This is a genomic window from Rhodopila sp., assembly GCF_965276935.1.
Lineage (GTDB): Bacteria > Pseudomonadota > Alphaproteobacteria > Acetobacterales > Acetobacteraceae > Rhodopila.
The window spans coordinates 328,509-341,289 of the sequence record NZ_CBDIBS010000004.1; the positions used below are offsets into that span (position 1 = coordinate 328,509).

The 12,781-nt window shown below is 63.8% G+C and carries 12 protein-coding genes; 3 read left to right on the forward strand and 9 right to left on the reverse strand.

Annotated features, from left to right (window positions below):
• Positions 1-56 precede the first annotated feature (56 nt).
• Positions 57-1,256: a hypothetical protein gene (locus ACQY4S_RS17865; protein WP_428486578.1), complete on the reverse strand. Its 1,200-nt coding sequence runs from the start codon at positions 1,254-1,256 to the stop codon at positions 57-59.
• Between the two features lie 199 nt (positions 1,257-1,455).
• On the opposite strand from ACQY4S_RS17865, the gene ACQY4S_RS17870 reads away from it, so the two are divergent.
• Entirely contained in the window at positions 1,456-3,792 is a 2,337-nt protein-coding gene (locus tag ACQY4S_RS17870; RefSeq protein ID WP_428486579.1) for a xanthine dehydrogenase family protein molybdopterin-binding subunit, read from the forward strand.
• Between the two features lie 173 nt (positions 3,793-3,965).
• On the opposite strand, the gene ACQY4S_RS17875 is transcribed toward ACQY4S_RS17870, so the two are convergent.
• Both ACQY4S_RS17875 and ACQY4S_RS17880 read right to left on the reverse strand, forming a co-directional pair.
• The gene (locus tag ACQY4S_RS17875) at positions 3,966-4,139 is read right to left on the reverse strand and encodes a hypothetical protein (protein ID WP_428486580.1); all 174 of its coding nucleotides are present in this window, start codon (positions 4,137-4,139) and stop codon (positions 3,966-3,968) included.
• Between the two features lie 113 nt (positions 4,140-4,252).
• Positions 4,253-4,759: a hypothetical protein gene (locus ACQY4S_RS17880; protein WP_428486581.1), complete on the reverse strand. Its 507-nt coding sequence runs from the start codon at positions 4,757-4,759 to the stop codon at positions 4,253-4,255.
• 53 nt (positions 4,760-4,812) lie between these two features.
• On the opposite strand from ACQY4S_RS17880, the gene ACQY4S_RS17885 reads away from it, so the two are divergent.
• Positions 4,813-4,992 (forward strand): hypothetical protein, encoded by a 180-nt coding sequence (locus tag ACQY4S_RS17885; protein WP_428486582.1) that lies wholly within the window; start codon positions 4,813-4,815, stop codon positions 4,990-4,992.
• A 332-nt stretch (positions 4,993-5,324) separates the two neighbouring features.
• On the opposite strand, the gene ACQY4S_RS17890 is transcribed toward ACQY4S_RS17885, so the two are convergent.
• From ACQY4S_RS17890 to ACQY4S_RS17905, 4 genes are all read right to left on the reverse strand, one after another.
• On the reverse strand, positions 5,325-5,561 hold the full coding sequence (locus ACQY4S_RS17890) for a hypothetical protein (protein ID WP_428486583.1): 237 nt from the start codon (positions 5,559-5,561) through the stop codon (positions 5,325-5,327).
• 196 nt (positions 5,562-5,757) lie between these two features.
• Entirely contained in the window at positions 5,758-6,051 is a 294-nt protein-coding gene (locus ACQY4S_RS17895) for a nucleotidyltransferase family protein (protein ID WP_428486584.1), read from the reverse strand.
• A 96-nt stretch (positions 6,052-6,147) separates the two neighbouring features.
• A complete protein-coding gene (locus tag ACQY4S_RS17900) occupies positions 6,148-7,434 on the reverse strand; it encodes an MFS transporter (protein ID WP_428486585.1) in 1,287 nt (428 codons plus the stop codon).
• 61 nt (positions 7,435-7,495) lie between these two features.
• Positions 7,496-8,371: an alpha/beta hydrolase fold domain-containing protein gene (locus ACQY4S_RS17905; protein ID WP_428486586.1), complete on the reverse strand. Its 876-nt coding sequence runs from the start codon at positions 8,369-8,371 to the stop codon at positions 7,496-7,498.
• Between the two features lie 270 nt (positions 8,372-8,641).
• Between ACQY4S_RS17905 and ACQY4S_RS17910 the strand changes: the two genes are divergently transcribed.
• Positions 8,642-9,874: an MFS transporter gene (locus tag ACQY4S_RS17910; RefSeq protein ID WP_428486587.1), complete on the forward strand. Its 1,233-nt coding sequence runs from the start codon at positions 8,642-8,644 to the stop codon at positions 9,872-9,874.
• A gap of 17 nt (positions 9,875-9,891) precedes the next feature.
• Here the strand turns inward: ACQY4S_RS17910 and ACQY4S_RS17915 are convergent, their stop codons facing one another.
• Positions 9,892-11,109, reverse strand: coding sequence for a multidrug effflux MFS transporter (locus tag ACQY4S_RS17915; protein ID WP_428486588.1), 1,218 nt, complete (start codon positions 11,107-11,109; stop codon positions 9,892-9,894).
• A gap of 278 nt (positions 11,110-11,387) precedes the next feature.
• On the reverse strand, positions 11,388-12,416 hold the full coding sequence (locus ACQY4S_RS17920) for a hypothetical protein (protein WP_428486589.1): 1,029 nt from the start codon (positions 12,414-12,416) through the stop codon (positions 11,388-11,390).
• Positions 12,417-12,781: the final 365 nt, after the last annotated feature.

Sequence of the window (12,781 nt, forward strand, 5' to 3'; positions counted from 1 at the left end):
ACGATTGATGGCCGTGGACAAGTCTTAATCGTTGCTTGAAAGCTACTTATTTTTCCCTAAATCGTCAGCGCGGAACCGGCCAATGCCAACGGCTGCTCGCCCAGCATGTCGCGCAGGATGACATCGCGGGCTTCCTCCAGATCCAGGCCATTCGCCGTCAGCATTGGCGCCGCGTCCTGAAGAATCGCATCGATGTCCTGCATGATCTTCAGCCGCTTGAACAGGTCGGGCCGCTGCAAACCCATGCTCTCGCCGACGAGTTCGAGGAAATTCACCACCTCGAAAGGCCAGTCGCGCTCGTGGCTGCACAACTCGCGGTGGCAGGCGTGATAGATTCCCGCCAATGTCGTCACCCCGGCGTCCGCCGCGGCCTGTAGCTGCTGGCGATGCACATCCTGCTTGAACGCCGGCAGCGGGCTGAGCTTGTTGCACATGTAACCAACCCGCGGCTGTTCCAGATCGACCAGATCCAGTTCCGGGATGCACCGCAGGATCGCCTGCGCGGCTTCCGGGACGCCGGCGGTGCCGGGATGCTCGTGCAGGCCGACCCGCTTGCGCACCGGATGCCGCAACAGCGGCCGCAGCGTATCAAGGCGTTCGGCCAGGAACAGCACGAAGGGCCGCATGTCCAGCCGCGTATCGGGTTTCGTGGGCGCCGCGATCTCGCCCAGTTGCACCTGGCAGGTCGGGCACCAGGACAGCGCCCGCGGGGCGGCGGCGGCCAGGCGGTCGATAGTGCGATAGGCGATGCGGCCGGAGGTCGCCAGATCGCCGGCACCGAACTGCAGCACGCCGCAACAGGCCGATGGGCCGCCCATGACGCGATAGCGCACCCCCAGCGCATCCATGATATCCAGACACAGCAACGCGATATGCGGCGTCTTCATGACGTTGCAGCCGGTGTAGAAGACGACCTCCGGCGGCTCTGCCGAGGCATCGTTCACAAGATCGCTCTCGGGTCGGAACCGCGCCAGCAGGTCAGGCGGCATCTGCAGCCGCGACAGCACCCGGACGCCCGTCGTCATCGCGCCGAACCGGGTGAACCCCACCTTGCGCCGGCCGCCGCTATCCCCGCGCCCGACATCGGCGACGCGCGCCAGCGCCAGCATCAGGCGCGGATTGACGCCATGCTGACACGCCGGGATGCAGTGCCCGCTGCCCGAGCAGACCTCGGCACAGGCGCCGCAGCTTGTGCAGCGATCGAGGATCTCGGTGACCCGATCCCGCAATGCGTGTTCCATGGGCGGCGCGTCCATTCATGTCCTCCGGTCGCATTGCGATAGTGGCGCGGGAACGGGATGCAGGGAAGCCTTGTGCCTCGGTCCGGTGGCGCCGCGGTGCAAGGCCGGTTGCCAAACAGGTCGGCGCCCCGTCTATTGCAGCCAGCCAAGGGATGAAAAGCCAAGCGCCATGCTGGGTAAAGCGGCCCCGCCGAAAAATGAGGATGTCCAGCCGATGACCAACCGCGCCATGACCGGCGACACCAACCGCGCCGTCATCGGCGACACCAACCGCGCCGTCATCGGTGACGCGCCGCGTCGGCGGGAGGATGCCCGCTTCGTCACCGGCCACGGCGCCTACCTGGACGACCTGCGCTTCGACGGCGTCGTCCACGCTGTCTTTGTCCGCTCCCCGCACGCCCATGCCCGCCTCGGTCGTATCGACGCCAGCAGCGCCCTGGCCTGTCCTGGCGTGATCGCCATCCTGACCGCGGCGGAGGCCGCTACCGACGAACTCCGCCCGCTGCGCCCCACGGTCGAGGCCAACGTGCAGACCGGCGAGCCGTTCCACTTCCTGCCGCAGCCGTTGCTGGCGGAGGACACGGTCCGCTATGCCGGCGAACCGATCGCGCTGGTCATCGCCGAAACCCGCAACCAGGCACTGGATGCCGCCGAACACGTGGTGATCGATTACACGCCGCTGCCCGCCGTTGTCCAAGCCCGCGACGCGCTGAAGCCGGATGCTGTCCTGATCGCCGACACCGTGCCCGGCAACCTGTGCCTCGACTGGCACTGGGGACAAAGTATGGAAGTCGCGGACACGCTGAAGACCGCTTCCCATGTCGTGACGGTCAGCCTGAACAACCACCGCATCGTCACCAATCCGATGGAACCGCGCGGTGCCATCGGCACGCATGATCCGGACACCGGCCGCTCCACCTTGCATCTGTCCAGCCAAAACATCCACGGCAACCGTGACGCCGCGGCGCGTGCGCTGGGCGTCGATCCGTCGGCCATCCGCTTTGTCGCCCCCGATGTCGGCGGCGGCTTCGGCGCCAAGAATTTTGCTTATGCCGAACACGCCCTGATCCTGTGGGCCGCCCGCCGCACCGGGCGTCCGGTGAAATGGATCGCCACGCGCTCGGAAACCTTCCTGTCCGACCACCAGGCGCGGGACCACATCGCCGATGCCACCCTGGCGCTGGACGCGGAAGGCAACTTCCTCGCGTTGCGGGTGGACAGCATCGCCAACCTCGGCGCCTACATGGCGGGCGGCGCCGGCGGGGTGCAGACCAACCAGTATCCCCACCTTCAGGGCACCGTCTACGGCATTCCGGCGATCGCGCTGCGGGTGCGCGCCGTGCTGACCAACACCACGCCGATCGGCGTCACCCGCGGACCCGGCTTCGGCGAGGCGGTGAACATCATGGAGCGGCTGATCGATGCCGCCGCCGCGCGATACGGCTTCGACCGCATCGAGTTGCGCCGCCGCAACTTCGTCCGCGCGACGCCGATGACCAACGCCTTCGGCTTCGTCGTCGACAGCGGCGATTTCCGCGCTGGCTTCGATGCCGCGCTGCACCACGCCGACCTGCCGGGCCTGATTGCCCGCCGCCGCACCAGCGAAGCGTCCGGCAAACGCCGGGGCGTCGGGTTTGCCTGCCATATCAAGGCCACCGGCGGCTCCCCCACCGAGAACGTCGATATCCGCTTCGAACCCAATGGCGGCGTGTCGCTGATCACCGGCACGCAGACCATCGGCCAGGGCCACGAGACCACCATGCCGCAGATCCTTGCCGACCGGCTGGGCCTGCCCAACGCCATCATCCACCTGAAGCAGGGCGACACCGACCTGATCCCGCTCGGCGGCGGCCATGGCAGCTCGCGCGCCACGTACATGGGCGGCACGGCGATCTGGCGCGCCTCCGACATCATTATCGCCAAGGGCCGCGTCCTTGCGGCGCGTGCGCTGGAAGCAGCCGAGGCGGACATCGAGTTCAAGGACGGGCGCTATGCGGTGGCCGGCACCGACCGGTTCATCACGCTGCTGCAGGTCGCGGAGAACGCGCGTGACAGCAACGAACCGCTTGACACCTACCACGTCTGGACACGTGATGCGATGACCTTCCCGAACGGCACCCATGTCGCCGAGGTCGAGGTCGATCCCGCAACCGGCAGCGTCACGCTTGATCGCCTGACCGCGGTGGACGACTACGGCGTGATCGTCAATCCAATGGTCGCCGCCGGCCAGGCGCACGGCGCGATCGCCCAGGGCGCCGGCCAGGCGCTGCTGGAGCACGCGGTCTATGACCCGGTTTCCGGCCAACCCATCAGCGGCAGCTTCATGGACTACGCCATGCCCCGCGCCGGCGATCTGCCCAGCTTCGACATCCGCTTCGCCGGCACGCGATGCACCACCAATCCGGTCGGTGTGAAAGGCTGCGGCGAAGCCGGCGCCATCGCGCTGTTTCCCGCCATCGCCAATGCGATCCAGGATGCGGTGGGGATCGCGAGTTTGGAAGGACCGGCTTCGGCCGCGCGCGTCTGGCAGGCGATGCGGCAGGCCAGCTAAACCGCGTCCGATTCGGAAACTTTAGTTTCGCCTGCCGAATCGGCGACGTCGATTGGTCGTGGTCCTTTTGGTCCCAAACAAACAGAATCACAGGTCGTAAGTTGGACGGGGTTTAGCTAAAATTATTCCTGCCGCACTACCAAAGAGTGCCGTGGGCGAGGGATAACTGTCTTCTACTCCTTGGATTTTTCCGTCAGGGGCTTGAGCAGTTCCACAAGTTTGTGTCGCTTCCCCTCAATATGGATGAAGGCGTTTTCCAAATTGAGGACAGGATTAGGAGCGTTGTCTTCGTTGACCTTTTGATTTGGGGGAGCCAAGTCCATATTGACTCTTGTCTGAAAAGCCATCTGTCGTTACCTTTATGTTGATGCCCTGCCTACTTAGGTAAGGCAATGCAGGCCTGCAAGGCGTCTGAATACTTCCATTTCTTTATGGCGATAGCGCAGGTTACGGCATGCTTTCACGAAGTCCGCGTAATGATGACCTTTTCGCCGCGCGTAAAGAACATCATCATGCCGAGAATGACGGCTCCAATCAGCCACACCCACAAAATGACGGAAATGCCGATAGTGCCGCCGAAAGCAGTCCCGGCGCGTGCCGCTTCACTTCCAGCCCCATACTGCTGCCCGACCATAGACAGATACGAAATCGCCCAGAGAACCATGAGGAGTTGCCAGCCCCAGAACACGATGGAGACGAGCTTGCCGAAAAAGCCGCGCTGGTATCGTTCAGTGATAATTTGCGTTCCGGCAGGCTGATGCCGCGAAGGATTCTCGGCTTCATCCGGCGAGAACTCTTCCCCTCGGCGCGACGGTATCAGCCACAGAATGAGCACCGTGGGCGCGAACCAGAACGAGAAAAATGCCCATGCGCGGCTCCGGCCCTTGCGCCTTGCGATACTGACCGCCGCACTACTGGCGACGACCGCGACGACGAAGGCAAGAAAAGCCGTAAAACCGTTGTCCAAATTCCACTCCCCCGTTGTCGCTAAGGCAAGCCAGTAAAGCTGATACGGATAGAATGGAGCACCGGATTTACGATTTCGGCTTCAGGGACATCATGGATTTCATGCAGGCCACCGTGGTCTTGAGTTTGCTGTATCCCGCCTTGCATCCGGCGGCGGCGCAATCCTCTATGGTGCGGTCGTTCAACGCCTGGGAATTGCTGTTTATGAAACTAAGCGAGTCCACTTCCTGCTGAATGCAATTCTGTATTAATCCTGGATAGCCACCGTATTGTTCCGAGCAGAGCTTTGGCGGGCTAGGATCTGTCATATCGCAAGCGAACTTAGGTTCTGCCTGAACGCTACATGTCATTGCGACCAAAGCAGTAAATGACAAAAGCAACTTTTGCATTTTTTTAGCTGAACAGTTCGATCAATCGGGTAGTTGGAAACGCTGTCATTCCATTCTCTCCTTTCCCTGAAACCGCTTACCGAGCCGTGAGGTCTTAGCCCATCTTGTTCACCACATAGTGGGGATTCGCTGGCGGGCATGGTCTAAACGCCGAGATTTGCATAGAGATTTGGATATTTACGGTACTCTCGATGCCCAGATAGTTTCTGCCATGCCTACCAGCCCAACATTAGCCTTCTGCCCTTCTCTCTGCCAAGTCTCTGCGAGAAGAAGATCGCCGCCGCCTTTGATGCCAGTCGGATCAGTTGTGATGGCGGCGTTCTGCTGCTGGCAGGCGCCGACAAACGCCTTGGCCTGATCGAGACCCCGGCCGCGCTCATCCCCGACCACCGCGATCCGGCGCAGATCATCCACGCCCTGCGGGCTTTAAGATCATCGTCGCTCAGGCTCCGGCTGGCCTCGGAGACAATCTCGACGCCACGCTCCACCAGCCATTGTCTCTGCCAATCCGCCTCGAATACCGCGAGCGTCAGATCGCCCATGATGCCACGCACCCGTTCGATAGCCTCCACGATGTCCGTGAGGCGTGGGATGTTCGAACGCGCCGGCACTAGAAAACCGACACCGCTGCCGCTTCAATCTGCTGCCGAAGGGTTTTGTGCAGGCTATCGCGCGTCATGATATCGGCGTTGCGACCGAGAATGCTTGATGTCCGTTCCTTGACATCCATCAACTGGAACAGCCCGAGTGCGCCCTTCTCGTAGTCGAAGAAAAGGTCGACATCTGAATCCGCGCGGGCGGCACCGCTCGCGGTCGAGCCAAACAAAAACAGGTGTTTGACGCCGAGCTTCTTCAGCTCTGCCTCGTGCTGCCTCAATTTCCCTATTGCCTCGTCGCGTTGCATTGGATGTCCGAGCGGTTGCGTCCTAGTGGTTGCATGATAGCACAACAAGCCGCCGCCTAGAGCCAGGCCATTCCCCATAAATCAGTGTGCTACAAGTCACGCCCTCCGCCGCGGCCGCCGCACCAGCCCTACCACCACCAGCAGCGCCGGGATCGCCGCCGCCACCCGGAACGTATCCTGGAACGCCGGAACGAACCCACCTGACGCTTGCAGCGTCTGGAACACCAGCATCAGCACGGTCGCCCCTGTCACCATGCCAATGCTTCGCGTCGCCATGCCCAAGGCGCCGGCCACGCCCCGGTCGCGCACCGGGATGGCGGCGGTGACGATGTCGAAATACGCCACCTGGAACAGCCCCATCCCGAACCCCTGCACGAACATCGAAGCCGCCAGCAGGGAAACATCCGGCACGACGCCCGCCAACGAGACGCCTGCCAAACCAAGCGCGCTTGCCGTCATACCCGCCAGCGCGACAACCCGCGGCGCCCGGTCCATCGTCAGCCGTCCCGCCAGCGGCGCGGCCAGCATGATCCCCATCGGCGACACCGCCAGCACCAGCCCGCCCACCGGCACCGACAACCCGGAGACCTTGCTCAGGTAGAACGGCGCCAGCAGCATGATCGCGAACCCCGCCAGGTTGACCAGCGCGAACGCCACGTTGACCGCGGTGAAAGCGGAATTCCGAAAATACGACAGGTCGATGATCGGCCGAGGGATCCGACGTTCCCGTCGCACGAACGCCCCAAACGCAAGCGCCGACGCCGCGGCGAAAAGCCCCAGCCACAGCACGTGCCGCGACTGGTTCAGCGCCAGCAGCATGAAGCTCAACGCCGCCGCCAGCAGCCCGCCGCCCGCCGCATCAAAACTCTCCCGCCGCTCGGCCTTGGCATCCGCCGGCAGCGTCCAGGCCAGCAGGAACGCCGCGGCGGCGACCGGCGCGCGGAAGCTGAACACGGCGGACCAGCCGAAGCGTTCCAGCAGCAGCCCGAACACTGCCGGGCCGAGCGCCCCGCCGAGACCGAACATCATCATGTAGTGGCCCAGCACGCGGGCACGCATCGCCTCGGGGAACAGGCTGGTGGCCAGCGCCGGGCCGCAGCTCAGGATCAGCCCGGCGCCGATGCCTTGCGCGATCCGCCCGATCAGCAGCAGCGGATAGGATGGCGCCAGCGCGCAGGCCACGAACGCCAGCGTGCTCCAGCCGGTGCCGAACAGGAACACGCGGCGGTATCCCACCATGTCGCCGATGCGCCCGAAACTCAGCATCAGGCTGGTCTGGGTCAGCACGTAGCTGATCACCAGCCACTGGATCATCGGGATCGGCAGCCCGAACCGCTCGACGATATACGGAAAGTCGATGTTGACCGCCGAGTCGAGCGGCACCACCAGGGTGCCGAGCCCGACGATCAGCAGGGCAAGGAGCGAGCGGTCCGTGACGGCGGCGTCAGCTCAGATGGCGTTGGAAGAACGCCGCCGTCGGCTCGATCGAGGCCGTCGCGCGGGTCGCGTTGTCGATCGACAGCAACTCCAGCGAGCCGCCGGCCGCGCGGTAGTCGTGGGCGAAGCGCTCCGGCTCGTTGCCGTCGAACGTGCCGTCCGGATCGCGGTAATCATGGATCGGATCGGGCTTGCCCTGGATCCACAGCGCCGGCGGCAGCGGGACCTTCTCGCCGCGCTCCAGGATCAGCATCGGGTTGCCTTCCTGCATGACGGCCTCGGTCTTCCAGTAGAGGTCGTGGCGATCGGGAATATCGCCCACCCAGGCCGGCGGCTGGGCGGAATCGCGCAGACGGACGGCGTTGCGGTAGCGCGACAGCGGGTTGATCACCGGCCACTGCATCACCACCGCCTGAACGGACGCATCGACAACGATGTCGCCCGGCACGCCATGCGGCGAGGGAATGGCGATATAGCGCGGATCGGCCGGCCGCATCGCGGCGAGCATCGCCAGGTGGCCGCCGCTGCTCTGGCCGGACAGCCCGACCTTGTCCGCTTTCAGGCCAAGCTTGCCGGCATGCGCCTTCAGCCAGCGGATCGCGTAGTTGATGTCGACGGAGGAGGCTGGATAGCCCTCCCCCGCATGACGGAAATTGACGGCGGCGACCGCGAAGCCGTCGCCCACCAGGGCCAGGTCGCGCGCCTCGCAGTCCTTCAGGTCGCCGTTGCACCAGGCGCCGCCGTGGATGTCCACGACCAGCGGGAACGGGCCGGCACCGACGGACGGTCCTGTCGGCATGAACAGGCGCAGGCGCTGCGGGACGCCACGGTGCTCGATGTAGTTGAAGTCGGCGACGGTATAGTCGGATGCCTGACTGCTCATCGGAACGCTCCCCTGCTGCTTTCTGATCAGTCTACGGCTGTTCGGCGGGTTCCGACAACAAGCAGGCGATCAGATCCGTCATGAGAGGATCAGCTTGACCATCAATGGATCAGCGAAAAATCCGCTCTCCGACCGCAGGCGCCACTGCCTTCAACGCCACCTCTCCAACGCCAATGACGTTACGTCCGAACTCATTGACTTCGCCATCTGGACAAGTTCGCCGCATCGTCCGGATTGTCTTGCGCCGGCCGCGGTTCGATGCTGCGCCCGATGTTGCCGTCCGCTCAGTCCCCGCCGCGGCCGATCGCCCGCTTCCGCCTTGGCGCCGTGCTCGGTATTAACCAGACCCTGTCCTGGGGCATGACCTTCTATCTGCCCGCCATCGTCACCGGCGCCGCGGCCGAGACATTGCATCAAGCGACCTTCCGCATCCTTGGTGCGTTTTCCTGGGCTCTGCTGGTGACCGGTCTGTGCGCCCCGAGGGTTGGCCGCTGGATCGACCAGCACGGCGGACGCGGCGCGCTGCTGGCCAGTATCCTGGTCATCGCCTTGGGCCAGGTGCTGCTGGCTTGCGCGGCCAGTCTGACGCAGTGGTATCTCGGGTGGACAGTGATCGGAGCCGGCATGGCGATCGGCCTGTATGATGCCGCCTTCGCCACGATCGGCGGCCTGCTGGGGCAGGCGGCGGGACCGACGATCACTGGCGTCACCCTGGTCGCCGGTTTCGCCAGCACGGTATTCTGGACGCTGGGCGCGGCGCTGATTGGCGCATTTGGCTGGCGTGGCCTGCTGCTGTCCTATGCCGGCCTGATGCTGGCGATCAACCTGCCAATGGTCTGGCTGCTGGTGCCGCCGGCCCCGCCTCGCCGGCGAACGGCTCCCCGTGTCACGGCAGCGGACGGCACAAGGCCGGACCGGCGGGCCGTGAGTTATCTGGCAGCGTTCTTCACGATGCGCTGGTTCATCACCTCCGCCATCGCCGTGCACATCCTTCCGCTGCTCGCCGGGATCGGACTGACATCGGCGCAGGCGGTCGGCATCGCCGCCGTGATCGGCCCCGGCCAGGTGTTCGGCCGCATTCTGGAATGGACCATCGGCACGCGCGTCGGCCTTCTCACCAAGGCTCGTTTGGGCGCGATGCTGTTCCCGCTAGGTGCAGCCATGCTGCTGACCGGCGGCATCCTCGGCTGCCTGTTCGCCGCCGCCGCGTTCGCCTTGCTGTATGGCATGAGCAACGGCATCCTGACGGTCAACCGCGGCACGCTGCCGCTGGCCCTGTTCGGCGCCGACGGTTACGCTCGGCTGCTCGGCTGGCTTGCAGTACCTGTGCTGCTGGCGCAGGCGACCGGTCCCACCCTGGCCGCCCCCCTGGTGGCCGGCCTCCCGGCGCTGGAGGTGCTTCTAATCAGCGGTGCCGGTGCGGCAGCCGCGATGCTGTTCCTGCTGCCGTTGCATCTGCCGCCCACTTCGACACGGACCGAGCGGGCCGTCATTGGCGACTGACAGGCATCAGCCCGCGTCTACGCCCTGTCCGGCCGCCGCGGCTCCGCCCGCACCGCCATCGACATCGCCGCCTGGCCGAGCAACGCGGAGGCAAGCAGAACCGTGGCGACCGGATAGACCGCGCCGGGATGCCAGGTCTCCGCCACCACCGTGCACAGCATCCCGTAGCTCATCTGCACGAAGCCATACATTCCGGACGCCGCGCCGATCGCCTGCGGATTGACGCTGACCGAGCCGGCCAGCGCAAAGGGACTCGCCATGCCGGCGCCGACCATGAACAGCGTCACCGGCGCGACGATGGTCGCCACGCTCAATTGGTTGGTGACGTCGGCCAGCACGAACAATGCCGCGCCGAGGACGCCAACCCCATTGGCGAGCCGCAGCGCCACCGGCACCGACAGGCGTCCCGCCAGCCGGTTCGCGCCCAGACTGCCCAGCGCGACGCCGCCCATCAGGAACAGGTAATACAGGCCCATGTCCTGCACCGGCTGATGCAACTGCGTCTCAAAGATAAAGGGGGACGCCGACATGAAGCCGTAGAACGCGGTGGTCGAGCATGCGCCACCGATCGCGTAGCCGAGGAACCGCCGGGAGCGCAGCAACCGGACATAGCTCGTGACCAAGGACCGTCTGGCCCCGCTGTCCGGCGTCCGGGTCTCCGGCAGGCGCAGCACGCAGGCCAGCAAGGTCAGGCAGCCGATCAGCGCGAGCAGCACATAGCTCGCCCGCCAGCCATAATAGGCGGTGATGAAGCCACCAATCGCCGGCGCGATGGCCGGAACCAACGCCATCACCAGTGTCAACAGGGCGAGTTGCCCAGCCGCCTTGTCCGCCGCCGCCCCATCCCGGACGGCGGCGCGTCCCAGCACAAGCCCGGCGCAGCCGCCGATCGACTGCATGATCCGCGCGCCAATCAGGACCGCCGCATTCGGTGCGACCGCGGTCACCACGCTGGCGGCGCTGAACAGCGACAGCCCGGCCAGCACGACCGGTCTTCGGCCAAAGCGGTCCGACACCGGACCATACAGAAGCTGCCCAATCGCCAGGCCGATCAGGTAAAGGGTGATGGTCAGTTGCGCGGCGCCGATCGACATGCCCAAAGCGCGCGCCGTGGCGGGCAATGCGGGAATGATCACATGCATGCCCAGCGTGCCGCACGCCGTCATCGCCACGAGCAAACCGAATGGCGCACGCTCGCCGGCGCGCAGCAGCGGGGTGGTCAGTAATCGCATCATGCCTTCCGATGTCCGCGATGACTGTGCCCCCATGCTGTGTGCACTGCAACATCGCCAAGCGTCCAAGTCGCCGGACATACCGGAATTGCCGGACATAAAGATTCCGGTCAAAGCCTGCTTGGAAGTAATGACTAGCGGCGGCAACCCGAGTATGACCGTCGCCGAACCAAATCTCAGGTGACCACCACATCAGGCCAAAGGTGGTTTACGATTACGCGACGCTAGCTAATACGTCCGCCGTCCAAGCAACTTGGGAGGCGGAAGCCCCTGATTAGCCGTCAGGCATGCGCGAACAGAAGCTGGTTTCCCTGGGTGGTAAAGTTGGACGCAGCATAGGTGTGGGACGTGTCCAGAGCGAGGTCCATCAACTGCACCTTTCCAGTTCCTCCAAAGTAAGCACCGATGATCAAGTTATCATGGCCGCCTTGACCCGTGGGCGACTGGAGCAGGTCTGAGAGAGACGTCGCGCCGTCGAACGTCAGGGTGAACGAACTTCCGCTGAATTTCGTCGTTACGGTAGACGAAATGCCCATCGCGCTGGCATTGAGGAAGGTCATGTTCCCCGCATTGAGATCAAGAGTGCCTGAACCGCCCATTGGACCGCCAAGGATGAACGTGCCGCTATCCACGGCGACAACGCCCCTCTGCCCGACGGTCAGCGCCGAGTTGACGGTAATTGTACCGTTGCCGCCCGCGACTAAAGCACCTTCATTATCGAAGTTCCCAGCAGGCGAGTTACCCACGGTAATTAATCCACCATAGGCACTGATGCCGCCATAGTTAGACAGCGTCTGCTGCCCGATCGAGAATGACAGGTTCCCGCCACCTTCGCTGTACATTTGCCCATAATTGCTGAACGCGCCGTTTTCAGCCACGGTTAACGTCGCCTGATAATAACCTGAATACGGTGAGTAATCACCGCCTACGACGGTTGTGCCGACTATCACGCCATAGGTATTACTTGAGATCGACAGGGTTGTGCTGCCATTTTGCGCATAGAGGTTGCCATAAAGCACAGAGTCGCTGAAAATGATTTGCGGCGTGCCGACGCTGGCGTTGATGAAGATCGAGGTGTCGCTGCCAATCGCGGTGTTGTAGAACGCCACACCGACGTTGGCGTTAGCATTGGCATTCTGGATCAGAATTAGCGGACCGTCGAGATACGCACCATAAACGTAAGGCACGCCGTTTTGGATAAGCGCGGTGTCGTACAAGCCTGGTTGCCCATATTGACCGGAAGTCAGGTTATCCCAGACGCCGTAACTGTACCAATACGCGTAAGGAGAAACCAAATTATATTCCGCCACTGTCTCACCCCCTGACTGGTATCATTTTTGTTGCCATACGATCGAATTCGGACGCTGTCAACGGTGCGGCGGCAGAGCCCACGGGGCATAAGCAGAGCATTAGACAATGTGGACACGCGTTGCGCTTGACGGGATCGAGCCGGCATAAAACACTTGATGCGCCATCAAGCGGACTTGCCTAACGATCCTGCTTGGACTGGTCCGATATGCTCTGCCGAACCGGATGCGGGCTAAAAGTTTGTGTAGAATACCGGCTGCAAATCAGGGTCGGTCGCCCACTGCCGTCATGGAGCGCCCGCGCCGCCAACCGATAAGCGCATGGCGGAGTGATTCAGCGATGCGCTGGCCTCCTCAAGTCATGGGGA

Bases quoted from the DNA above. Each gene is read 5' to 3' on its own strand.
- ACQY4S_RS17915 (WP_428486588.1), bottom strand. From the start codon at position 11,109: ATGATGCGATTACTGACCACCCCGCTGCTGCGCGCCGGCGAGCGTGCG.
- ACQY4S_RS17905 (WP_428486586.1), bottom strand. From the start codon at position 8,371: ATGAGCAGTCAGGCATCCGACTATACCGTCGCCGACTTCAACTACATC.
- ACQY4S_RS17865 (WP_428486578.1), bottom strand. From the start codon at position 1,256: ATGGACGCGCCGCCCATGGAACACGCATTGCGGGATCGGGTCACCGAG.
- ACQY4S_RS17895 (WP_428486584.1), bottom strand. From the start codon at position 6,051: ATGCAACGCGACGAGGCAATAGGGAAATTGAGGCAGCACGAGGCAGAG.
- ACQY4S_RS17885 (WP_428486582.1), top strand. From the start codon at position 4,813: ATGGAGCACCGGATTTACGATTTCGGCTTCAGGGACATCATGGATTTC.
- ACQY4S_RS17875 (WP_428486580.1), bottom strand. From the start codon at position 4,139: ATGGCTTTTCAGACAAGAGTCAATATGGACTTGGCTCCCCCAAATCAA.
- ACQY4S_RS17870 (WP_428486579.1), top strand. From the start codon at position 1,456: ATGACCAACCGCGCCATGACCGGCGACACCAACCGCGCCGTCATCGGC.
- ACQY4S_RS17910 (WP_428486587.1), top strand. From the start codon at position 8,642: ATGTTGCCGTCCGCTCAGTCCCCGCCGCGGCCGATCGCCCGCTTCCGC.